This is a genomic window from Actinokineospora sp. UV203 (assembly GCF_056323665.1).
In genome coordinates, this window is record NZ_CM150484.1 from 4,803,652 (window position 1) to 4,825,565 (window position 21,914).

The 21,914-nt window shown below is 67.8% G+C and carries 26 protein-coding genes; 18 read left to right on the plus strand and 8 right to left on the minus strand.

The window, feature by feature from the left end; translation table 11 throughout:
* The first annotated feature begins 1 nt into the window (after position 1).
* Together rpmD and rplO are read left to right on the plus strand one after the other, a co-directional pair.
* Positions 2-187 carry a 50S ribosomal protein L30 gene (gene rpmD / locus ACUZ2Y_RS23105; protein WP_091382626.1) on the plus strand — a complete coding sequence of 62 codons (186 nt, stop codon included), beginning with the start codon at positions 2-4 and terminating at the stop codon, positions 185-187.
* Positions 184-633 carry a 50S ribosomal protein L15 gene (gene rplO, locus ACUZ2Y_RS23110; protein ID WP_091382624.1) on the plus strand — a complete coding sequence of 150 codons (450 nt, stop codon included), beginning with the start codon at positions 184-186 and terminating at the stop codon, positions 631-633. Before rpmD ends, rplO begins: the two co-directional genes overlap by 4 nt.
* A gap of 58 nt (positions 634-691) precedes the next feature.
* Here rplO and ACUZ2Y_RS23115 read toward each other — a convergent pair whose 3' ends face one another.
* Both ACUZ2Y_RS23115 and ACUZ2Y_RS23120 read right to left on the minus strand, forming a co-directional pair.
* Positions 692-922, minus strand: coding sequence for a hypothetical protein (locus tag ACUZ2Y_RS23115; RefSeq protein ID WP_476322180.1), 231 nt, complete (start codon positions 920-922; stop codon positions 692-694).
* Positions 919-1,533 (minus strand): hypothetical protein, encoded by a 615-nt coding sequence (locus tag ACUZ2Y_RS23120; RefSeq protein WP_476322183.1) that lies wholly within the window; start codon positions 1,531-1,533, stop codon positions 919-921. Before ACUZ2Y_RS23120 ends, ACUZ2Y_RS23115 begins: the two co-directional genes overlap by 4 nt.
* A 158-nt stretch (positions 1,534-1,691) precedes the next feature.
* Here ACUZ2Y_RS23120 and ACUZ2Y_RS23125 point away from each other — a divergent pair, with 158 nt between their 5' ends.
* From ACUZ2Y_RS23125 to ACUZ2Y_RS23135, 3 genes are read left to right on the plus strand one after another with little or no spacing between them, the layout of a single operon-like run.
* Positions 1,692-2,102: a helix-turn-helix domain-containing protein gene (locus ACUZ2Y_RS23125; protein WP_476322185.1), complete on the plus strand. Its 411-nt coding sequence runs from the start codon at positions 1,692-1,694 to the stop codon at positions 2,100-2,102.
* 20 nt (positions 2,103-2,122) lie between these two features.
* Positions 2,123-2,905, plus strand: a complete 783-nt coding sequence (locus ACUZ2Y_RS23130) for a hypothetical protein (protein ID WP_476322188.1) — start codon at positions 2,123-2,125, stop codon at positions 2,903-2,905.
* On the plus strand, positions 2,902-3,447 hold the full coding sequence (locus tag ACUZ2Y_RS23135; RefSeq protein WP_476322191.1) for a flavoprotein: 546 nt from the start codon (positions 2,902-2,904) through the stop codon (positions 3,445-3,447). The genes ACUZ2Y_RS23130 and ACUZ2Y_RS23135 overlap by 4 nt, the downstream gene beginning before the upstream one ends.
* A gap of 297 nt (positions 3,448-3,744) precedes the next feature.
* On the opposite strand, the gene ACUZ2Y_RS23140 is transcribed toward ACUZ2Y_RS23135, so the two are convergent.
* Positions 3,745-4,290: a hypothetical protein gene (locus ACUZ2Y_RS23140; protein ID WP_476322194.1), complete on the minus strand. Its 546-nt coding sequence runs from the start codon at positions 4,288-4,290 to the stop codon at positions 3,745-3,747.
* A complete protein-coding gene (locus ACUZ2Y_RS23145; RefSeq protein ID WP_476322197.1) occupies positions 4,290-6,347 on the minus strand; it encodes an RICIN domain-containing protein in 2,058 nt (685 codons plus the stop codon). The genes ACUZ2Y_RS23140 and ACUZ2Y_RS23145 overlap by 1 nt, the downstream gene beginning before the upstream one ends.
* A gap of 275 nt (positions 6,348-6,622) precedes the next feature.
* Between ACUZ2Y_RS23145 and ACUZ2Y_RS23150 the strand changes: the two genes are divergently transcribed.
* The 13 genes from ACUZ2Y_RS23150 (at position 6,623) to truA (ending at position 15,790) form a co-directional block, all read left to right on the plus strand.
* Positions 6,623-7,111: a GNAT family N-acetyltransferase gene (locus tag ACUZ2Y_RS23150; RefSeq protein ID WP_476322200.1), complete on the plus strand. Its 489-nt coding sequence runs from the start codon at positions 6,623-6,625 to the stop codon at positions 7,109-7,111.
* A gap of 52 nt (positions 7,112-7,163) precedes the next feature.
* A complete protein-coding gene (locus tag ACUZ2Y_RS23155) occupies positions 7,164-7,787 on the plus strand; it encodes a LysE family translocator (protein WP_476322203.1) in 624 nt (207 codons plus the stop codon).
* A gap of 208 nt (positions 7,788-7,995) precedes the next feature.
* Entirely contained in the window at positions 7,996-9,300 is a 1,305-nt protein-coding gene (gene secY / locus ACUZ2Y_RS23160; RefSeq protein WP_476322206.1) for a preprotein translocase subunit SecY, read from the plus strand.
* Positions 9,297-9,851 carry an adenylate kinase gene (locus ACUZ2Y_RS23165; RefSeq protein ID WP_476322209.1) on the plus strand — a complete coding sequence of 185 codons (555 nt, stop codon included), beginning with the start codon at positions 9,297-9,299 and terminating at the stop codon, positions 9,849-9,851. The genes secY and ACUZ2Y_RS23165 overlap by 4 nt, the downstream gene beginning before the upstream one ends.
* Positions 9,852-9,907: 56 nt before the next feature.
* Complete coding sequence (gene map, locus ACUZ2Y_RS23170) at positions 9,908-10,678, plus strand: type I methionyl aminopeptidase (protein WP_476332019.1); 771 nt, start codon at positions 9,908-9,910, stop codon at positions 10,676-10,678.
* A 169-nt stretch (positions 10,679-10,847) separates the two neighbouring features.
* Positions 10,848-11,069 (plus strand): translation initiation factor IF-1, encoded by a 222-nt coding sequence (infA, locus tag ACUZ2Y_RS23175; RefSeq protein ID WP_005166804.1) that lies wholly within the window; start codon positions 10,848-10,850, stop codon positions 11,067-11,069.
* Between the two features lie 83 nt (positions 11,070-11,152).
* A complete protein-coding gene (gene rpmJ, locus ACUZ2Y_RS23180; protein ID WP_018682809.1) occupies positions 11,153-11,266 on the plus strand; it encodes a 50S ribosomal protein L36 in 114 nt (37 codons plus the stop codon).
* Between the two features lie 176 nt (positions 11,267-11,442).
* A complete protein-coding gene (gene rpsM, locus ACUZ2Y_RS23185; protein ID WP_091382611.1) occupies positions 11,443-11,823 on the plus strand; it encodes a 30S ribosomal protein S13 in 381 nt (126 codons plus the stop codon).
* Positions 11,824-12,017: 194 nt separating this feature from the next.
* Entirely contained in the window at positions 12,018-12,425 is a 408-nt protein-coding gene (rpsK, locus tag ACUZ2Y_RS23190; RefSeq protein WP_476322221.1) for a 30S ribosomal protein S11, read from the plus strand.
* 23 nt (positions 12,426-12,448) lie between these two features.
* Positions 12,449-13,054 carry a 30S ribosomal protein S4 gene (gene rpsD, locus ACUZ2Y_RS23195; protein ID WP_476322224.1) on the plus strand — a complete coding sequence of 202 codons (606 nt, stop codon included), beginning with the start codon at positions 12,449-12,451 and terminating at the stop codon, positions 13,052-13,054.
* 92 nt (positions 13,055-13,146) lie between these two features.
* Positions 13,147-14,196, plus strand: a complete 1,050-nt coding sequence (locus tag ACUZ2Y_RS23200) for a DNA-directed RNA polymerase subunit alpha (RefSeq protein WP_091382607.1) — start codon at positions 13,147-13,149, stop codon at positions 14,194-14,196.
* A 50-nt stretch (positions 14,197-14,246) separates the two neighbouring features.
* Positions 14,247-14,945 (plus strand): 50S ribosomal protein L17, sunset domain variant, encoded by a 699-nt coding sequence (gene rplQ, locus ACUZ2Y_RS23205; protein WP_476322228.1) that lies wholly within the window; start codon positions 14,247-14,249, stop codon positions 14,943-14,945.
* Between the two features lie 59 nt (positions 14,946-15,004).
* Positions 15,005-15,790, plus strand: coding sequence for a tRNA pseudouridine(38-40) synthase TruA (gene truA / locus ACUZ2Y_RS23210; RefSeq protein ID WP_476332021.1), 786 nt, complete (start codon positions 15,005-15,007; stop codon positions 15,788-15,790).
* Position 15,791: 1 nt separating this feature from the next.
* Here truA and ACUZ2Y_RS23215 read toward each other — a convergent pair whose 3' ends face one another.
* The 4 genes from ACUZ2Y_RS23215 to eccE form a co-directional block, all read right to left on the minus strand.
* Positions 15,792-17,312: a S8 family peptidase gene (locus ACUZ2Y_RS23215; protein ID WP_476322231.1), complete on the minus strand. Its 1,521-nt coding sequence runs from the start codon at positions 17,310-17,312 to the stop codon at positions 15,792-15,794.
* 264 nt (positions 17,313-17,576) lie between these two features.
* Entirely contained in the window at positions 17,577-19,148 is a 1,572-nt protein-coding gene (locus ACUZ2Y_RS23220) for a S8 family peptidase (RefSeq protein ID WP_476322234.1), read from the minus strand.
* 666 nt (positions 19,149-19,814) lie between these two features.
* The gene (locus tag ACUZ2Y_RS23225) at positions 19,815-20,483 is read right to left on the minus strand and encodes a hypothetical protein (protein ID WP_476332022.1); all 669 of its coding nucleotides are present in this window, start codon (positions 20,481-20,483) and stop codon (positions 19,815-19,817) included.
* A 59-nt stretch (positions 20,484-20,542) separates the two neighbouring features.
* Positions 20,543-21,727, minus strand: a complete 1,185-nt coding sequence (gene eccE, locus ACUZ2Y_RS23230; protein WP_476332024.1) for a type VII secretion protein EccE — start codon at positions 21,725-21,727, stop codon at positions 20,543-20,545.
* Between the last annotated feature and the right edge of the window lie 187 nt (positions 21,728-21,914).

Below are 21,914 nucleotides of genomic sequence, written 5' to 3' on the forward strand. Positions count from 1 at the left end.
CATGGCACAGCTCAAGGTGACCCAGATCAAGAGCACCATCGGCACCAAGCGCAACCACCGCGAGTCCCTCCGGACTCTCGGCCTGCGCAAGATCCGCCAGTCGACGGTGCGCGAGGACACCCCTGAGGTGCGTGGCCTGATCCACTGTGTCCGCCACCTCGTAGTCGTTGAGGAGGTCGACGCCTGATGTCGATCAAAATCCACCACCTGCGTCCGGCCCCCGGCGCCAAGCGCGACAAGATCCGTGTCGGTCGCGGTGAAGGCTCCAAGGGCAAGACGGCTGGCCGCGGTACCAAGGGCACCAAGGCGCGCAAGAACGTCCCCGCGCGCTTCGAGGGTGGCCAGATGCCGATCCAGATGCGGCTCCCGAAGCTCAAGGGCTTCAAGAACCGCTTCCGGACCGAGTACCAGGTCGTCAACGTCGGAGACGTCGCTGTGGCGTTCCCCGACGGCGGCGCCGTCGGTATCCCGGACCTGGTGCAGGCCGGTCTCGTCCGCAAGAACTCGCTCGTGAAGATCCTCGGCAACGGGGACCTGAACGGCGTCAAGCTGGACATCACTGCTGACAAGTTCTCCAGCAGCGCTGTGGAGAAGCTCAACGCCGGTGGCGGTTCAGCCATCGCGCTGGTCTGATCCAGCACTTACAAAGGCCGGGCACGCTTCGCGTGCCCGGCCTTTGTGCTGTCCGCGGCTAGTAAGCCGAGGCGCTTTTGATCAGCATCGCGTTCGCACGCAGGGCAGGTGTCACCTGCGCGAAGACTGAGGCGAGCATGGCCACGCTCGCTTCCGACAGGTTGAGAATCACCGTCGTCCCCGAGCGCTCGCTGCCGACCGTGACTTCCAGGTAGTCCTCGACCACGCGATAGTCGACCGGGCCGCTGTTCAGGTCGAGGCTGACACACAGCGCATGAGGTGTGCTCACGTGAGGTCCTCGATGGTGCATTCGGACAGCTGTCTCACGAGTTTCGACGCAAGCAACCACCGGATGGATGGATCGCCGAACGCAACGAGCGCGCTTCCCACCGGTACCGGAACCGGCAGGCCGGGCTCATAGAGGATGCCGTGCACGCCGGCGACTGGATAACAACGCGCGCGGACGGATACGTGCCCTTTCTTCAGCGCCGGGCAGACGCGCACGGAGACATGCAGGCAGGACAAACAGGTCGGAGGTTCTGTGACTCCCATTCGGTTGGGCCAGTCCGGCCAGTCCCCGCGGTGGTCTTTGAGAACCCACAGGATCCCGTCCGCACTGTGGTCTGCCGATCGGGCGCAGACCTGACATAGGAGCTTGCGCATGGCGCGTCGCTGCCGCCCGGAGTTGACGTTGCCGAACTCCGGGCTGCCTTGTCCGGGAATCGATGGCATCCGGGTCCAGAGGATCCCGCCTTTGTCGCGGTCGCCAAGGGTTTCGTCCACATACGCGATACCAACGCCACTGGCGTGCTCCGCCACCTGGGTGGGCAGTGGCTCTTCCAAACTCCACTTCGTGATGTACGGGACCACCCGACTGCCGATCTTCAAGTCCTGCCGCACTGCATAGCCTCCAAGGGCGGTATTGGTGATTGACAGCATTTGGTGCCTGTTCAGTGACGCTAAAGGCGACAGTCAGTAGCGACTTGGACAAAATGTGTGACTGCCCGACCGTTACGCTGGAGGCAGTTACCTCAACCCCGGAGGGTGGGGCCGAAGGCATGGATCGCGAAGCCCGACAGGTTGGTGGGCGCGTGCGCTACTGGCGCGATCGACGCAACCTGTCCCGCAAGCAGTTCGCAGACTTGGTGGGTCGGTCGACGTCCTGGGTGGACAAGATCGAAAAAGGCGAACGTGATCTCGTGCGCTTGCCCATGATCGAGCGTGTCGCTGAAGTCCTGGGGATTGATCCCGCTGCCCTGACGGACTCGGCTAGTGCCGAACGGGCAAGCCACTGTGTTGACGCCAGTGAAGTGCGAGCGATCCGAGACGCGCTGGCTCATTACCCGGGTGTGTCGCTGCGAAGTGCACCAGCCACCAGCCTGGAAATATTCAACGCCAAGCTCGGTACCTCGATCACGCGTGGTCGGCTTCACGTTTTACGGTCGTTGCTCGCTATTTGCCCAAGTTGATGGCCGAGGCGCGGGCTACGGTGATCACCGCTTCGGCCGCTGATCAGGTCGAGGCCTACCGGGTCCTGGTCACAACCTGCAGACTTGCTTCATCCATGCTGTTGAAATTCGAGGCCAACGACATTGCTTGGCTGGCAGCGGATCGCGCGATGCACAGCGCCTTGGCAATTGACGACACTTGGTCATTGGCGCGAGCTACCCGAAGTGTGGCTCGCGCGATGACTGGCATCGGGCACCAAGCGCAGGCCATAGGCACCTTGCTGGATATGGCTGACCGCATGCGTCATGAAGTTGACCGTGATGCCGAAAACTTGTTGTCGCTGTATGGCATGTTGTATTTGGCCGCTTCGATGACCGCCGCCGGTCAAGAGGATGCGTCGCTCGCGCAGGAAATGCACGACGAAGCGATGATGGTCGCTGGGCGGTGTGAACCGCACGACGCGACCCACCACACGTTCTTTGGGTTGACGAACACCTTGATCCATCGAGTTTCGGCTTTGGTCCGCCTCCATGAGGGGGGACGAGCCCTGGAGTTCGCCGCCACGATCGCCCCCTCGGCTGTGGCCACGTTGTCCGCCGAACGGCGCTCAAATTTCTTGGTCGACCTGACGGAAGCCCATGCCGGCGTCGGCAACCATCGCCATGCTGTAGGACTTCTCGCTCAAGCTGAACAAGTCGCCCCGGAAGAAGTCCGTTGCCGACCACTGGCGCACGGGTTGTTGCGTTCGCTGATGCGCAACACCGCAGGCGAATCGGCAAAGTTGGTCAAGTGCATGGCTGACCGTGCAGGAGTAACCGCGTGAGGAAGCCTGTTCTCTATTTGATGATCTGCGGCGCGGGTCCGGCAGACCACATTGATCGGATGATCAAGCTCGCGCAGTCTGACGGTTGGGATGTGTGGTGTCTGGCCACCGCGTCAGCGATGGAGCATTTCCTCGACCTGGACACCTTGCAGAAACTTACCGGTCACATGGTCCGAACCGGTCATCAGCGTTCCGGTCAACCGGCGCTGCCCAACGCCACGGCAGCAATCGTGGCACCGGCGACGTACAACACGATCAACAAATGGGCGCACGGTATCGCCGACACGTATGTGCTTACCCAACTCGCCGAGTTGACGGGTCTCGGGCTGCCGATCGCGGTGTTGCCGTTCGTCAATACGGCGCTGGCGGGTAACCGGGTCTTCCTTCGCAGCGTGGCTGAACTACGGGAATCCGGCATAACCGTGCTGTTCGGCGAAGGTGGCTTCGACCCACATCCGCCGCGCACCGGTGGCAGCGTGATGGAAAGCTACCCGTGGCATGCCGCTCTGGAGGCAGTGCGCCAAGGAGGCGAGGGAACGTGACAGAGCAGGCTGCCGCACTCGCTGCCTTCGGTTACTGCCCGCCGGATCGCGGAGGCGGCCGTGACCCTGTCCCCGCTCGCCTGGCGCGAGCGCTGACCCGAGTCGGCGACCGTGCCGCGAACGCGCGTAATTGTTTGACGGGCCGTCTCGTCCGCGAGAACTCGCTTGAGAAGATCCAGCCTGCCGATCCGCGAGCGCGCGCCCCATGTGCCGCAACCACTTGGCGACGTCACAGACCGCGCGCTCCGCGAACCGACCCTCGGTTCCACCCCGCCGTTGGCATCCGGCGGGTCCTGCTTAGCTCGAAACCTCCTGACGCCTGCCGAACAACAGCAGACCCGCGCCCACCGCGCCGATGACGGCGACCGCACCGAGACCCAAGAACAACTCGGCGGGCGGCAGTCCTTCGTCCCGCGGAGCCGCTGCCGTCGCTTGTGGTGCGCCACACCGGGTCGCCGACGGCTGCCGCGGTTGGGCGTCCACGGTGACGGTCGCCTCGCACCGGCCGATGCTGGGCATGGCGGCGTCGACGTAGACCGTCCAGGATCCGGGCGGCAGCGTGGCGTCGTAGACCGCGGTCGGCTGACCGGGAAGGTGCCGCAGCGCGGCCGGGCCGACGGTCCGCTCGGCCGACGTCGCCAAGAGGCTCGCCGCGACCGGGCTGTCACCGGGGATCGGGTGGCCGTCGTCCCAAGCCAGGTCGACCGAGACGCCGCCGCGGCCGTTGTCGTGCAGCGTCAGCACGAGCCCTTTGTGGGCCGCGGCCGACGCGGGCACCCCGAGGGGTGCCACCGCGATCGCGATGGCACCCGCCCGGAGGATCCGGCGCAACAAAGTGCGCACTAGATCGGCTCCGCCGTCCAAGCCTGGTGGCGGACATCGCCCGGCCGTTGCAGCGTGAGCAGCTTGCCCTCGCCGAATCGGGATTTGCTGAGGCCGACCACCAAACCGCCGGTGGTCAGGCCGAACCCGCCGTCCTCCGTCGGCGTGAGCGTCCACGTCACCGCGGCGGCACCGCAGGCGCTCTGCACCAGCGCGGCACCCGGGCGAACCTCGCCGCGGGCCGCGACGCACTTGCCGGTGGCCTTCGACCGCAGCTGGAAGCCCTCCCCTGCCGCGACCAACTCCCACGACTGGTTCGCCGCGCCGGTTGACGCCCGGGAGACCACTGGGGTGTTGTCGGCGCTCTGCGAGCCGTACAGCTCGGCCGAGCCGCCGGTCAGCGCGTTGGTCAGGCGGAACCCGCCGCCCGGGCGGGGCTGCTCAGCTGCCTTCGTGCGCACGCCGGCCTTGTCGGTGTACGGCTTGTCCCCGACGAGGATCTGGACCTGGTACTCGGTGGCGGGAAGCAGGCCCGTGATCCGCACCGCGGTCGCCTTGGTCGTGCCCAGCAGCCGCTCGTTGACGACGACGCCGTACCGGGTGCCGACCACGGCCGCGGGCCAGGACAGCCGCACGGACGTCGTGGTGGTGTCGGAGACCGTGAGCTCGTTGCCGCCCGGCGGCACCGGCGACGGCGTCGTCGACGTCGTGGTCGGGTTCGGCTTGGTCGGTGACGGGCTCGCCGACGTGGTCGTCGTGGTCGGGTTCGGCTTGGTCGGCGACGGGGTCGCCGACGTGGTCCCGGTCGGGGACGGCGTCGGGGATGCCGTCGTGGTCGGGGGCCGCGAGCTGGTGGTGGTCGTGGTCGGCGGCGGGGTCACCGTCGTGGTCGGGTTCGGCGCGGGTCCGCCCCCGTCGCGGATCAGGAAGTGGTTGTCGGCACTGTTCCAGTGCGTCGCGAGGTAGCTGCCCGCCTTCGGACTCGTGTGGTAGTAGTCGTCGTGCCCGCAGTCGAGCCGGTCTTCCTGAGCCTCGTCCGGGCAGTTGGTGACCATCTGCGCGTCGGGTGAATCCTTGTAGCACATGAGGTCGTAGTCGTCGACGCAGTGACCGGCCTTACTGGAGTGCTCCGCGCTGTTGTTGACCGCGCCGAGGTTGTGCCCGAGTTCGTGGGCCGCCACGCTCGCGCCCCAGCAGCCGGTGTCGGTGCGCCCGAACGACGGACCCTTGTTGCTCCGGTTGTCTGCGCCGGGACGCTCGTCGCCTGCGAAGGTGCCGATTCCACAGTAGACCTTCGCGTCAGCGAAGATCATGTACTTGCGGTCGGTGCGGGTGAAGCCCAGGCCACGCAGCGCGGTCATCGTCGCGCTGAAGTTCTTCAGGGCGTCGGCGGGCACCTCGACCTCGTCGACGGTGACCTGGCAGTCGGCACCGGTCACGAACCGCACGTGCCGGACACCGCCGGTCTCCTGCGCGCTGGCGTTGAAGATGGTGTCGACACCCGCCGACCACAGACGGAACGACGGCAGGTAGTCGCTGTACCGGCTGGGCGTGCCCGCACCGTGGACGTAGAGGACCTGGACGCGGTCTCCGGCGCGGCCGTCGCCCTCGCAGACGACCCCGTTCGGACCAACGGCGACCTGGGCGGCCGGGGCGGAGTCCGCCAACATCGCGGCGGTGCCGTTTCCGTCGGTGATCGCGCCCTCGTCGGTGACGATCTCGGTGTCCGCCGGGGCAACGGGTTCCGCGCCCGCGGCGGGCGCGGGGACGATCGGCTTCTGGGCCGGGGGAGCGATCGGCGCCACGGCCTTGTTCACGTCGAGACCGGCGGGCGCGGGGTCGGGGCCGTGCGAGCAGGTGTCGCGGTCGGCGACCTCGTAGCCGCCGACACAGCGCGAACCCTTCGGCGCGGCGGTCAGGCCGGAGTAGACCAGGCCGCGGCCTGGTTCGTCGGCCGGGACCGCGGTGACAGGTTCGACGCTGACGGTGGGCTCAGCAGCCGTCTCGTCAGCGGTGTCGACCCACGGCATCCAACCGCTGCCGACGGTGGGCACCGCGACCAGACCGATAAGCACCACGGCGATAACCGTGGCGAAAAGTATGCGAACAGCGCGACGCCTGGGGCGCGCGCGATGCGAGAACACGGCAAATGCCTCCGAACCAGCAGGGAAAGGTCTTCACCCGACTGGACGCTCTCGCACTCGATCGCATTACGGTCAGACCGCTGGTTCGCGGAAAATTCGACTGGCGGTAACCAGAACTACCCCGGTGGGCGATGTGCCCGGAGGCACGACCTCCAGGCATCTGCGGATAAGAGTTGGCTCAGCGGCGAGTGAGGGACACACTCCTCACTGTGATTGTCCGACTGACCCCGCTCGACGAGGCCCTGACCGAGGACCTGCTGACGGTCGCGGTGGCCTACGCCGAGCCCGACGACGTAATGCCGCCCGTCGAGGGCCCGCCGGGGTGGACCGACGCCCGGCGCACGGCCTTCCGTGCGTTCCACCGCTCGCACGCCGACGGCGTCCGCGGCACCGTCCTGTACGCGATCCAGCTCCGCGGCGAGACCGTCGGGATGATCCGCCTGCGGCGCCTCGACGAGCCCGGCACGGCCGAGACCGGCATGTGGCTGGGCAGGCACATGCGCAGCCAGGGCATCGGTGTCGACGCCCTGCGCATCCTGCTGGACATCGCCGCCGAGATGGGCATCCGAAAGGTCCGCGCCGGCACCAAGCCCGGCAACTCGGCGGCGATCCGGGCCCTCACCCGCTGTGGCGCAGTCCTGACCACGACGCCGACCTCGGTGACCGCCGAGATCCCGACCCACCGGTCCGGGACGTGAGATAGCCGAAATTCACGCGCGCCGCCCCGACCTGCCCTGATAGGCATGCTCCATGTGGCTGCTCGTCTTCCTCGGCGCCGCCTTCCTGGTCGCCATGACCCCGGGGGCGAACAACCTGCTCGGCATGCACCACGGCATGCGCTACGGCCCCGCCAGCGGTGTCACCGGCCTCTTCGGCAGGCTCACCGGCTTCGCCATCCTCATCGCCGCCGTTGCCGCGGGCCTGGGCAGCCTGCTCGCCGCCTCCGAGCACGCCCTCACGGTCATCAAATGGGTCGGCGTCGCCTACCTCGTCTGGATCGGCGGCCGAATCCTCTACACGAGCTTCCGCGCCGGCGCTTTCACCGCGGCCGACGACATCGCGGTCGAACCCTCACTGTTCGCCCTGGCGAGGAAAGAGTTCATCACCGCGGTCACCAACCCCAAGGCCGTCTTGATCTTCACCGCGTTCGTCCCGCAGTTCATCGATCCCGCTCGCGGCCAGGTCACGGCCCAGGTTCTCACCTTGGGCGCGGTCTACCTGGTGGCCGAGTTGGCGGCCGGAAGCATCTACGTCTGCATCGGCGCGATCGTGCGCGCGGTCCGCATGAGCAAGCGTGCCCAGCGCAACCTGGACCGGGGCACAGGTGTGATTCTGTTGGGAATGGCCGGGATGTTAGCTTCATCACCGCGCTGAGGCCATCCGTGTGGCAGGTTTGGCCACCCCACGGGTGATAGATGCCCCGGTAGTGCTGTTACAGTCGTCAGCACGCTTCGGGGTAGGTACCCCGAAGCGTTCCTGGCTTGCCAGCACCTGGCAGTCGGGACATGTTCCCTGCCGGCGACCAGCCGGTTAAGCCGTTCACCGGCACTGAGTTGCCGGTGACGCCGATGGAGGTTCCTGCGTGCTCAGCGCCTTCCGCTCGGCTCTCGCGACGCCGGACCTGCGCCGCAAGATCCTTTTCACGCTCGGCATCATCGCGGTCTACCGGGTCGGCGCCGCTCTGCCGTCGCCCGGAGTCTCGTATCCGAACGTCAAGAAGTGCATCGAGGGCGTCCAGACCGAGGGCATCACCCAGCTGCTGAACCTGTTCAGCGGCGGCGCCCTACTCCAACTTTCGGTGTTCGCGCTGGGGATCATGCCCTACATCACCGCGAGCATCATCATCCAGTTGCTCACCGTGGTCATCCCGCGGTTCGAGCAGCTCAAGAAGGAAGGCCAGGCCGGTCAGGGCAAGCTGACGCAGTACACGCGTTACCTGACCATCGCCCTGGCCGTCCTGCAGGCGACCGGCATCGTGGCCATGGCCAACGGTGACCAGCTCTTCGGCAACTGCCCGGACGACGTCATCCCGAACGGCAGCACGTTCACCCTGATCGTCATCGTCACGACCATGACCGCGGGCACCGCGGTGATCATGTGGTTCGGCGAGCTCATCACCGAGCGCGGCATCGGCAACGGCATGTCCCTGCTGATGTTCGTCAACATCGCGGCCCGCATCCCGTTCGAGGGCAAGACCATCCTCGACAACCAGGGCGGCGTGACTTTCGCGGTCGTCTGCGTCTTCGCTCTGCTGATCATCGCCAGCGTCGTGTTCGTCGAGCAGGGCCAGCGCCGGATCCCGGTCCAGTACGCCAAGCGCATGATCGGGCGCCGCATGTACGGCGGCACCTCGACCTACCTGCCGCTCAAGGTGAACCAGGCGGGCGTCATCCCGGTCATCTTCGCCTCGTCGCTGCTCTATCTGCCGGACCTGATCACCAAGCTGGTCGGCACCGAGAGCGGGTCCTGGTGGAACCAGTTCGTCGCCAACCACCTGACGAAGCAGTCCAGCTGGGTGCACATCGCCGTGTACTTCGGCTTGATCATCTTCTTCACGTACTTCTACATCACGATCACGTTCAACGTGACCGAGCGTGCGGACGAGATGAAGAAGTTCGGCGGCTTCATTCCGGGCATCCGCCCGGGCCGCTCCACCTCCGACTACCTGAGCTTCGTGCTGAGCCGGATCACCCTGCCCGGTTCGCTCTACCTCGGCACCATCGCCGTTCTGCCGAACTTCTTCCTCGACATCACTGCTGAGGGGCAGAACCAGAACTTCCCGTTCGGCGGCACCGCGGTGCTGATCATGGTCGGCGTCGGTCTGGACACGGTGAAGCAGATCGAGAGCCAGCTCATGCAGCGAAACTACGAAGGGTTCCTCAAGTGACTCGTGTTGTTCTCGTTGGCCCGCCCGGAGCGGGAAAAGGCACCCAGGCGACCGCTTTGAGCCACAAGCTCGGCGTACCGCACATCTCCACCGGTGACCTCTTCCGGGCGCACATCGCGAACAACACCGAACTCGGCCAGGACGTCAAGCGGTACCTCGACTCAGGGCAGCTCGTGCCCGACGAGGTCACCAACGAGATGGTCCGCGAGCGGCTCGCCCAGCCGGATGCCGTCGACGGCTTCCTGCTGGACGGCTTCCCGCGCAATGTCGGTCAGGCCGCGGTGCTGGGAGAGATCCTCAGCGCCTCGGACACCAAGATCGACGCTGTGGTCGAGTTCCGGATCGACGAGGAGGTCGTGGTCGGGCGTCTGCTCGCCCGCGGCCGCGACGACGACAACGAGTCGGTCATCCGGCACCGCCAGCAGGTGTACCGCTCGGAGACCGCCCCGCTGCTCGACTACTACGCCGACGTGCTGATCACGATCGACGCGGTCGGCGACGTCGACCAGATCACCGGTCGCGTGCTGGACTCGATCCGCGCTCGGACGTGAGCGGCGGTGGCATGTTCGGCGGCCTCCGCATGGCCATCGCGACCTGGCGTTCCCGCGTGATCGAGATCAAGTCCCCGGGCGAGCTCGACGCGATGCGCGCCGCGGGCCTGGTGGTGGCCAAGTCATTGGCCGCCGTCGCGGCCGCGGCGCGCGCCGGCGTCAGCACCGCCGAGCTCGACGAGATCGCCGAGCAGACCATCCGCGACGCCGGGGCCGTGCCGTCCTTCAAGGGCTACCACGGCTTCCCGGCGAGCATCTGCGCCTCGGTCAACGAGCAGATCGTCCACGGCATCCCCAGCAAGTCCCAGGTGCTCGCCGACGGAGACCTCATCTCCGTCGACTGCGGCGCCATCCTCGACGACTGGCATGGCGACTCGGCCGTGACCCTGTTCGTCGGCACCATCAGCGACGCGGACCAGGCGCTGTCCGACGCCACCAAGGCGTCGATGTTCGCGGGCATCGAGGCCATTCGCCCCGGCAACCGCCTCACCGACATCTCCCACGCCGTGGAGACCTCGGTCCACGCGTCGGAGCGCGCCGACGGCCGCACGTACGGCATCGTCCGCGAATACGGCGGCCACGGCATCGGCAGCTCCATGCACATGGACCCGTTCCTGCCGAACTACGGCAAGCCCGGCAAGGGCCCGCGCCTGCGCGTCGGCATGGCCATCGCCATCGAACCCATGCTCACCCTGGGTGCCGAGGAGACCATGGAGCTGGAGGACGGCTGGACTGTCGTCACCGCCGACGGCTCCCGCGCCGCCCACTGGGAACACACCGTCGCGGTGACCGACGACGGCCCCTGGGTCCTGACCGCCCCGGAGTAGCTCACCCGCTGGTGGACCCCGATTTGGGCGCCAAGTGACCGGCGCGTACACTTGACCGCTGGCACTATTCGAGTGCCGGTTTCGCCGTGCGTGTCACTCAGTGGTGCAGGTCGTCGCCGTGTGTCATGCCCGTCGTTGCAAAGTCAATACGTCACGAAACGCGGAGGACATGGGCAAGAAGGACGGGGCCATCGAGGTCGAAGGCCGCGTGGTCGAGCCACTCCCCAACGCGATGTTCCGCGTCGAGTTGGAGAACGGCCACAAGGTTCTCGCGCACATCAGCGGCAAGATGCGGCAGCACTACATCCGCATCCTGCCTGAGGACCGGGTCGTCGTAGAGCTTTCGCCCTACGACCTGTCCCGCGGCCGCATCGTCTACCGCTACAAGTGACTCCCCAGTCGCTCTGACTGGGATGCCACTATCGGTGCCCTCGGCTTCTCGGGGGCACGCGGCCGAAGCAGGAGAAAGCAGACGTGAAGGTCAACCCGAGCGTCAAGAAGATCTGCGACAAGTGCAAGGTGATCCGCCGTCACGGCCGGGTCATGGTGATCTGCGAGAACCTGCGCCACAAGCAGCGCCAGGGCTGAGCAGTTCCCCGTCGTAGTTCGGACGACGACAGCTACACAGACGAACTTCCCGCACCTGCCAGGTCAGACGGACCTGGTTCACGCCCGGACTTCAGGCCGGGTCTTGAGACCATCGAGTCGGTCTCAGGGCGGTAGGGGAGCAGACCTGAAGACGAAACAGAGGAGACACCGCCGACATGGCACGACTCGCCGGCGTAGACCTCCCCCGCGAAAAGCGGATGGAGATCGCGCTGACCTACATCTTCGGTATCGGCCGGACCCGCTCCAAGGAGCTCCTGGTCGCCACCGAGATCAGCCCGGACCTGCGCGTCAAGGACTTGTCCGACGACGAGCTCGTCAAACTTCGTGAGTACATCGAAGAGAACTTCAAGGTCGAGGGTGACCTGCGCCGTGAGGTTCAGGCCGACATCCGCCGGAAGATCGAAATCGGCTGCTACGAGGGCCTGCGCTGGCGCCGCGGTCTGCCCGTCCGCGGTCAGCGGACGAAGACCAACGCCCGCACCCGCAAGGGCCCGAAGAAGACGGTCGCCGGCAAGAAGAAGGCCGGAAAGAAGTGAGCAAGAGCTGCGAGACCGTGGTCGCCGTTGTTCCACAGAGGCGACGCAACAGGCCATTCGTGGCCCTCATGGTCGCGCCCAAGTGCGCCCGCCCGGCTGCACTGCGCGACCTCTACACGGACGCCGGAACTCGAATCCGGCACGCAGCTCCAGTCATCACCACCTCGCGAAGCAGCTAGGAGAAACCCAGAGACATGCCACCGAAGTCGCGTACCGGCGCCGGAGTCAAAAAGGTCCGGCGCAAGGAAAAGAAGAACATCACGCACGGCCACGCTCACATCAAGAGCACCTTCAACAACACCATCGTGTCCATCACGGACCCGACCGGTGCTGTCATCGCGTGGGCCTCGTCCGGCCACGTCGGTTTCAAGGGCTCTCGTAAGTCGACGCCGTTCGCCGCCCAGATGGCCGCCGAGAGCGCGGCCCGCAAGGCCGCCGAGCACGGCGTCAAGAAGGTCGACGTGTTCGTCAAGGGCCCCGGCTCCGGCCGGGAGACCGCGATCCGCTCGCTGCAGGCGGCGGGCCTCGAGGTCGGCACCATTCAGGACGTGACCCCGCAGCCTCACAACGGCTGCCGCCCGCCCAAGCGGCGCCGGGTCTGAGGAACGGGGAGGAGTAAGAAGAGATGGCACGCTACACCGGCCCCGCGACCCGAATCTCGCGTCGGCTCAAGGTCGACCTTGTCGGCGGAGACCAGGCATTCGAGCGTCGTCCTTACCCGCCCGGCCAGCACGGCCGCGGTCGGATCAAGGAGAGCGAGTACCTGCTTCAGCTGCAGGAGAAGCAGAAGGCGCGTTACACCTACGGCGTCCTCGAGCGTCAGTTCCGCAAGTACTACCAGGAGGCGGCTCGCCGCGAAGGCAAGACCGGCGAGGTCCTGCTGCAGCTGCTTGAAACGCGTCTGGACAACGTGGTCTACCGTGCGGGCCTCGCCCGCACGCGCCGCCAGGCCCGCCAGCTCGTGAGCCACGCTCACTTCCTGGTGAACGGCAAGAAGGTGAACATCCCCAGCTACCAGGTGTCGAAGTTCGACATCATCGACGTCAAGCCGAAGTCGCTGGGCACCCTCCCGTTCGTGGCCGCCAAGGAGTCCTTCGGTGACCGCCCGATCCCGGGTTGGCTGCAGGTCGTGCAGTCCAACCTCCGGATCCTGGTGCACCAGCTCCCCGAGCGCGCGCAGATCGACGTTCCGGTGACCGAACAGCTCATCGTCGAGTACTACTCGAAGTAAGCGTGACCGGGCCGGCGGCCAATGCCGCCGGCCCGTTATCCCATTTCAGTGACGTCAAATAGCGGGCGTCCTCGGGAAGGAAGAACCAAGAAGTGCTCATCTCACAGCGACCCACCCTGGCTGAGGAGCCGGTCAACGAGACCCGCTCCCGCTTCGTCATCGAGCCCCTCGAGCCCGGCTTCGGCTACACGCTCGGCAACTCGATCCGGCGCACGCTGCTCTCCTCGATTCCCGGCGCCTCGGTGACCAGCATCCGCATCGACGGTGTGCTGCACGAGTTCACCACGGTTCCGGGCGTCAAAGAGGACGTCACCGACGTCATCCTCAACCTCAAGGAGCTTGTCGTCTCCTCGGAGGAGGACGAGCCGGTGACGATGTACCTGCGCAAGCAGGGACCCGGTGAGGTCACCGCGGGGGACATCGTTCCTCCCGCCGGTGTCACGGTGCACAACCCCGACCTGCACATCGCCACGCTGAACGGCAAGGGCAAGCTGGAGATCGAGCTCGTTGTCGAGCGCGGTCGCGGCTACGTCCCGGCCGTGCAGAACAAGCAGGCAGGCGCCGAGATCGGCCGGATCCCGGTCGACTCGATCTACTCGCCGGTCCTCAAGGTGACGTACAAGGTCGAGGCCACCCGTGTCGAGCAGCGGACCGACTTCGACAAGCTCGTTCTCGACGTCGAGACCAAGCCGTCGATCACCCCGCGCGACGCCGTGGCGTCCGCGGGCAAGACGCTGGTCGAACTGTTCGGTCTCGCCCGCGAGCTGAACATCGACGCCGAGGGCATCGAGATCGGCCCGTCGCCGCAGGAGGCCGACACCATCGCCGCCTACGCGATGCCGATCGAGGACCTCGACCTGACGGTGCGTTCCTACAACTGCCTCAAGCGCGAGGGCATCCACACCGTGGGTGAGCTTGTCTCGCGCAGCGAGGCGGACCTGCTGGACATCCGCAACTTCGGTGCGAAGTCGATCGACGAGGTCAAGATGAAGCTCGTCGGCCTCGGTCTCGCGCTCAAGGACAGCCCGCCCGGGTTCGACCCGACGGCTGCCGCGGCGGACTACGCCTCCGACGGCTGGTCGGAAGGCGCGGACACCGGCAACGACGACGGCCAGGACTACGCAGAGACGGAGCAGCTCTGATCAGTCCATTCCGGACTGGCTGAGCAGCGGAATTCCACAAGGAGCAAGGAATGCCCACCCCAACCAAGGGCGCCCGTCTCGGCGGGGGCCCGGCCCACGAGCGGCTGATTCTGGCCAACCTGGCCACCGCGCTGTTCCAGCACGGGCGGATCAAGACCACTGAGGCCAAGGCTCGTCGGCTGCGTCCGTTCGCGGAGAAGCTGATCACCAAGGCCAAGCGCGGTGACCTGCACAACCGTCGCGAGATCATGAAGGTGATCCGCGACAAGGACGTCGTGCAGCGTCTCTGCGTCGAGATCGGCCCGTTCTTCAGCGACCGCGCGGGTGGCTACCTGCGCATCACGAAGACCATGCCGCGCAAGGGCGACAACGCCAGCATGGCGGTCATCGAGCTGATCAGCGAGAAGACGGTCACCGCGGAGGCCGAGGCCGCCCGCAAGACCAAGTTCGCCGAGAAGCCGAAGAAGGCCGACAAGGCTGCTGACGTCGAGGCGACCGAGACCGCTGACGAGAAGTCCTACGGCGAAGGCAGCCACCTCCCGCTGGAGGATGGCTCGCAGCCGGAGGGTTTCCCGATCAAGGGCAACGCCGACTCGATGCTGTACCACGTGCCGGACAGCGCCTTCTACGACCGCACGGTCGCCGAGGTGTGGTTCGCCACCGCCGAGGCCGCGGAGGCCGCTGGGTTCCAGCTGCCCCCGTCGCAGCGGGAAGAGGAGTCGGACGAGTCCGCCAAGGACGAGTCCTGACACCGCAGAACACCTCGGACGAGCCCGTCACCCCCGCTGGGGGCGGCGGGCTCGTCCGCATTCGCCTGGACATCGCCTACGACGGCACTGATTTCTCTGGCTGGGCCCGCCAGCCCGAGCGGCGCACGGTGTGCGGTGTCCTGGAGGACACCCTGTCCCTGGTGCTCCGCCACGACGTCCGTCTCACGGTCGCGGGCCGCACTGACGCCGGGGTCCACGCCACCCGCCAGGTCGCCCACGCGGACCTACCGGCGGAAACCGACCCGGACGCGTTGGTCCTGAGACTGGCCCGCGCCTTGCCCGCCGACGTCCGAGTCACCGCGATGCGCCGTGTCCCACCGGAGTTCGACGCCCGCTTCGGCGCCCTCCGCAGGCACTACGTCTACCGAATCTGCGACACGGCCTGGTCAGCCGACCCCCTGCGCCGCGGTCATGTCGTGGCGTGGCCGCGCAAGCTGGATCTGGACGCCCTGAACGAGGCCTCCCGCGGACTCGTGGGCGAACACAACTTCGTCGCCTTCTGCAAACGCCGCGAGGGCGCCACAACGATCCGCGAGTTGCAGCGGTTGGAATGGACACGGGAATCCGACGGCCTGCTGGCGGCCTGGGTCTCGGCGGACGCCTTCTGCCACTCGATGGTCCGCAGCCTGGTCGGCGCGCTCCTGGCCGTCGGTGAGGGCCGAAAGTCCGCGGACTGGCCCGCCTCCATGCTCAGCGCCACCGAACGCCCCAGCGCGATCACGGTGGCCCCCGCACACGGCCTGGCCCTCATCGGCGTGGACTACCCCGCCGACGAGGACCTGGCCACGCGCGCGAACGTCACCCGCAACGTCCGCACCCTCTGACCTACAGCGTGAGGCTCCAACTGTTCAACGTGCCGGTGTCGGCGCGGTAGATGTCCTGCACCTTGAGCTTCCAGGTGCCGTTGCGGGCTTCAGACGAGAGGTTCGCGGTGAACGTCTCCACCACGTTGCCCCCGGCGTCGTTGCTCGCGGCCTTGAGCCGGTAGCTGCTGCCATCCGGCGCCACGAGGTCGACGACCAAGTCACCCCGGTACGGGTGAGTGATGTCCACGGCGACCTTGCTGGTCGACGACGCCGTCCCCGAGCACCCAGACACAGTGATCGGGCTGGTCACGGCAGCACCGGCGTCCGGGATGGCGAGATCGTCAGAGTTGGTGACGGTCGCACACCCGGTCGGCGGCGGGGTGGTCCCGCCGGACCCGATGTAGAGCAGCTTGTTCGGCGACCCGGTCCCGATCGAGGTCAGCGCGTTCGGCGTCGTGGCCCCGACAAGAGCATCCCGAACCTGCTGATTCGTCGCCGAAGGATTCGCGCTCAGGTGCAGCGCAGCCGCGCCCGCGACCTGCGGGGCGGCCATCGATGTGCCGCTGGTCGAGAACGAGCCGCTGGTCGTGCCCCACTTCGCCGACAAGATGTCCTGCCCAGGAGCGAACAAGTCCAGGCACGTCCCCCAGTTCGAGTACTGCCACCGGGCGTCGTTGATGTTCGACGCGCCGACGGTGATGGCCGTGGGCAGGCTCGCGGGGGAGTTTCCGCAGGCGTCCTGGTTCGAGTTGCCCGCGGACACGACCGCCGTCACTCCGGAGTCGATCAGCCGCTGCACCGCGTCGTTCATGGCCTGCGACTTGGCGCCGCCCAGGCTCAGGTTCGCCACCGCGGGCTTGACCGCGTTCGCCGTCACCCAGTCGACGCCCGCGAGGATGATGGAGTTCGAACTCCCCGAGTCGCAGCCGAACACCTTCACCCCGACCAGCTTCACGCCCTTGGCGATGCCGTACTTGGCGCCGCCGACGGTTCCCGCGACATGCGTGCCGTGGCCGTTGCAGTCGCTGGAGTCGTTGTCGTTGTCCACGGTGTCGCGGCCGTGCACCGCCCGGCCGCCGAAGTCCTCGTGGGTGATGGTGATGCCGGTGTCGATCACATACGCGGTCACGTTCGACGCGGTGGCCGAGTAGGTGTACTTCGAGTCCAGCGGCAGGGCCCGCTGGTCGACCCGGTCGGTGCCCCACGATGGCGGGTTGAGCTGGTCGGTCGTCGTGCGCACGATCTGGTCAGCCTCGACGTAGGCGACCGCCGGATCGGCGGCGAGCCGCCGGGCCTGCTGGTCGGTCATCGCCGCGGCGAACCCGCGCAGGGCCGCGGAGTAGGTGCGTTCGACCTTTCCGCCGTGCCGCGCGGTCAGCGCCGCGGCGGCGTCGGCGGACGACTGGCGGGCGCCCTCGGACTTGAGGACGACGATGTAGTGGCCGTCGACGGCCGGTTCGGCTTGCGCGGTTATCGCGGCCGCCGAGGCGGCGATGGCGGCGCAGGCCGCCACCGCGCCCATCTTCACAAGCACGTTCATGAAAGCTCCCTCGCTGGTGCGCCTGCTTTGCAGGGGACAGGCGTCGAGCGCGGACGCTAGAGCCGCGCTGAGCGGGGGGTAACCGACAATCGTCCTGGGCCATCCGGGTACACCGGCGTGACCTGGACGGATGACGTCGAGCTGGGAAAGGGTAAAAACCGGGCGCGGCTGATTGCCGCGCCCGGCGTGTGGAATGGGCTGGAATGGGCTCTGCGACCTCCCCGGTCGGCCCCCAGCAGGGAGGGGCCGACCGAAGCTCATGGCCTACAGGTCGAGCGTCCAGCTGTTGATGTAGCCGGTGTCGTAGGTGTAGGCGTCCCGGACCTGCAGCTTCCAGGTGCCGTTCGCCACCTCCGACGACAGGTTGGCGGTGTAGGTCGTGATCACGTTGTCGGCGGAGTCGCTCGAGCTCGAGTTCTTCAGCCGGTACGCGGTGCCGTCCGGGGCGACGAGGTCGATGACCAGGTCACCGCGCCAGGTGTGGCGGATGTCCACCGCGATGGTGGAGGCCGTCGACGGGGTGCTGCTGCAGCCGGAGATGGTGATCGGGCTGCTCACCGTCGAGTTGTCGGGGATGTTGACGTCGGTGCCGTTGGTGACGGCCGCGCAGCCGGTGGGCGGCGGGGGCTCGGTGCCGCCGGAGCCGGTGTAGAGCAGCTTGTTCGCCGATCCGGTGCCCGGGTTGGTGATCTTGTTGGCCGTCGCCGCGTTCACGATGGCGCTGTGCACGGTCGCCGGGCTGGCCGACGGGTTGGCCGCCAGGTACAGCGCGATGGCGCCCGCGACGTGCGGGGAGGCCATCGAGGTGCCGCTGATCGTGTTGGTGGCCGTGGTGCCGCCGATCCACGCCGACTTGATGTTCACGCCGGGCGCGAACAGGTCCGTGCAGGTGCCGTAGTTGGAGAACGAGGCGCGCGCGTCGTTGATGTCGCTCGCGTTGACCGACAGGGCCTCGGCGACCCGGGCGGGCGAGTAGTTGCACGCGTCGGCGTTGGAGTTGCCCGACGCGACCGCGTAGCTGACGCCCGCGGCGACCGAGCGGCGCACCGCGTCGTCGAGGGTGGTGGAGGCGCCGCCGCCGAGGCTCATGTTGGCGACAGCGGGCTTGACGTGGTTGGCCGTCACCCAGTCGATGCCCGCGATGACACCGGCGTTGGTGCCGGAGCCCTGGCAGTTCAGCACCCGCACGGCGATCAGCTTGACGCCCTTGGCGAGGCCGTGCGCGCTGCCGCCCACGGTGCCCGCCACGTGCGTGCCGTGGCCCTGGCAGTCGGTGGCGTCCGCGTCGTTGTCGACCGTGTCGCGGCCGCTGACCGCGCGCCCGCCGAAGTCGGTGTGCGTCAGGTTGATGCCGGTGTCGATGATGTACGCGTTCACGTTCGACGCGGTCGTCGCGTACGAGTACTTCTGGTTCAGCGGCAGGGACTGCTGGTCAACCCGGTCCAGGCCCCACGACGGCGGGTTGAGCTGGTCCACCGCGATGCTCATGGTCTGGTCGGCCTCGACATAGGCGACCTGCGGGTCGGCCGCGACTCGCTTGGCCTGCTGCTCGGTCATCGTCGCCGCGTAGCCGGTCACCGTGGCGGAGTACCGGTGGTTGACCTTGCCGCCGTACCTGGCGGCGAGGCTGTCGGCGTTGGCGCCTTGAGCATGGGCGCCATCTTTTAACACGACGATGTAGCTGTCTTTGACCACGTTTGCCGCGTCGGCGCCCAGGATCTGGGCCTCGGCCGCTGTCGCGGGGGTCGCCAGCGTGATCACGGACGCCACGCACGCGGCGGTCGTGATGCCCGCGGCGGCGAACCGCCGCAGCGCTTTGGCGCGAGACATACCCATTGCACGTTCTCCTTCGGGCAGGGGCACGCCGGCCTGCCTCACAACAGGCCGTGTGCTGCTTGAGAGGGTGCTGAAGGTGTTCGCGCGAACGCGGATAACATTGAGACAGCGACACTTGGACGCGCAAGGGAATTGGCGTGTTTAAGGAGTCTTCTTTTCGCCAGTTGACCGGTCTTGGTAACGAGTTGGGCCGTTCGGCGGATTTACCGCCGCCGAACAGTCCTGGTCAAAGCTACAGTTTGCCCGGGAGTTGTCCGGTTAGTCCGGTTCGGCTCGTCGATCGCGCCGGTGTCCATTCAGTGCCACATTCCATTCACAGGGCCATTTCGGCCATTCTTTGGAAATGGTGTGTGACATTATTCGGGGAATCGCGGGAAATCGACCGGGCGGCCGAACCTGTTGGTAGCAAGGCTGACCGCGGCCGGGAGGCGTCACCGGGAAATGTTCAACACCTGGTCGATGTGACTTCTGAGTAGATATCGCGTTTGGAGCGTCGATGGGCTGTTCGGGTGCGTCCATTGCGCCGATGCGCGGCGACTTGGGACCGCTGAACGGCCCAGTATCGCCGGAACGGTCGAACGCCCAAACTGGACAACGCTCACCCAGATGGCTCCTCCCCGGCACCACGGGGGTGCCGGGGAGGAGATCGAGCCGGATCGAGCCTGGTCAGTCGCCTCGGCGGACCGGACCCAGGATCTGTTGTTCCTTCTGCGTGGTGACCAGCCGCAGCGGCCGCCACAGGTTGCGGCCCAGCGCCACGACCTGGTCGTCGGCCAGCGTGGTGAGCTGCTGGACCATCGGCGGCGGCAGCCGCCAGATCCGGGCCGCGAGCTGCGCCTGGCCCACGGGGAGCCGCTGCAGGAGCACGAGGTCGGCGGCGTTGGCCGTCGCCCCGGCCTGCGGGTGCATATAGGGCAGCACGTACACCGTGGTCTGCCACGGTGAGCGTGGGGGGAAGAGCTCCTGCGGAGTCGGGCCGCCGTCGTGCACGACGAGCAGCGGCCCGTCCTCGGACGGCCGCGGCAGCTCGACCGGGCTGAGCCTGCGGATCTGGACCAGCGGGGCGGGCCGCCCGTCGGGACCGTTGCCCGCGGCCTTCTGCAGCACCTGCCACGCGCCGGGACGACCGGTGGCCACGACCACCCACGCGCCGACGGCCATCGCTCGCAGCGCAACCTGGCGGGCCAGGTAGAGCCCGCCGACGAGCACGATCCTGGTCGGCGCCGGACGCAGCGCCGAGATGGTCAGCGGCTCGCCCTGCAGGCCGGAGCCCAGGACCATGCCGCCGCGGTCGCCGGACGGGCTGATCGCGTCGAGCATCTCGGGCGAGACCATGAACTCCGGCGCGATCCCGCCGTTGCCGCCTTGCGTGTCGAGAAGCCTGCTGGACCCACTCACGCCTGTCCTCCCAGCGGCAGTGTGGCGGCCAGCCCGGCGACTTGGAGCCCGCGCAGCGGGGTCAGGGTGATGCCGAGCCGGTCGGAGATCGCCGAGAGCCGGTCGTCGGCGTCGCTGAGCTCGTCGGGGTTGCGGGCGCTGACCCGGACCAGGCCGCGCAGGCCCACCTTGCCCTCGTCGCTGCCGGGCGAGATCGACATCGCGACCGTCGCCGACATCGCGCGCACACCGGTGAGCGAGTTCAGGCTTGTCGCCAGCTTGCCCTGCGGCCAGCCGGTGATCGCGTAGCTGGCGTGGCCGATGCCCGCCGCCGTGACCCCGGTCCACCGCTCGCGCAGCGACACCCGGGTGTTGGAGCCCGCGACCGAGGTGAGCTCGGCCGCGGAGATGCCTGCCTTGAGCAGCTCGTCCGGGTCCAGCGGCCGCGTCGGGACGCCACGGGACTCGAGCGCGTTGCGCACGCGCGAGAGCGCGCCGATGAGCGCGCGGTGGGCGCCGACGACGCCGCCGCCACGCTCGCGGACCGCGGCCGGGCAGCGGCGCGGGTCGAGCCGGACCGCGACCCACGTGGTGCGACGGGCGGCCGCGGGCAGCGGGCCGAGCACCTCCAGGTAGGACGCCAGCGCGGGCGAACTCGGTGGCAGCGCGACACTTCCGGGGTAGCAGTGCCAGATGACCTGGATGGCGTCGAGCACCACACCGCGGTCTTCCAGGCAGGGCGCCAGCGCGCCCAGCGGCAGGCTCGGCGTGGACCCGACCTGGCTGACCAGCGCGGGCGCCGGGTCGACCAGCAGGACCGCGGTCCACGTGCCCTCATGCCAGGCCAGGCCCAGCGGGCGCTGCTCGTGGTCGACCGCGTGCGCCACGACCAGGTCGGGCACGGCCAGCCGCAGCAGGTTGACCCGCGGGTCGTCCGGCCCGGTCACCGCGGCTTCCTCCTGCGCCGCGACGGCCTCCATGGTCACCGGGCTCGGCGGACTGGTGACGCGAGCGTGCGACCGCACGGAATAGCGCGCGGTCAGGCCGATCCACTGGGTGAACCAGCGGCCGCGCCAGCGCAGGAACGCGAGAACCAGTGCGGCGACGGCGATGCCGATCGACACGTAGACGAGTGTGAGGTCGATGGCGAGCAGGACCAGCCCGACGGCCAGGCCGACTTCGAGCACGACAAGGTTCGACACCGGCAGGCTGCCGAGGCTCGACCCGCGGTGGCGCCTGCGCGCCGACACGCGGACCCGCGGTCCGGCAGGCGGCTGCGCGGCGGCGGGGCCGGGACCCGCGGGAGGAGGACCCCCTGGTCCGGGAGGTCCGCCGGGTCCACCGGGTCCGCCTGGTCTGCCGGGACCGCCAGGGCCGGGAGGTCGACCC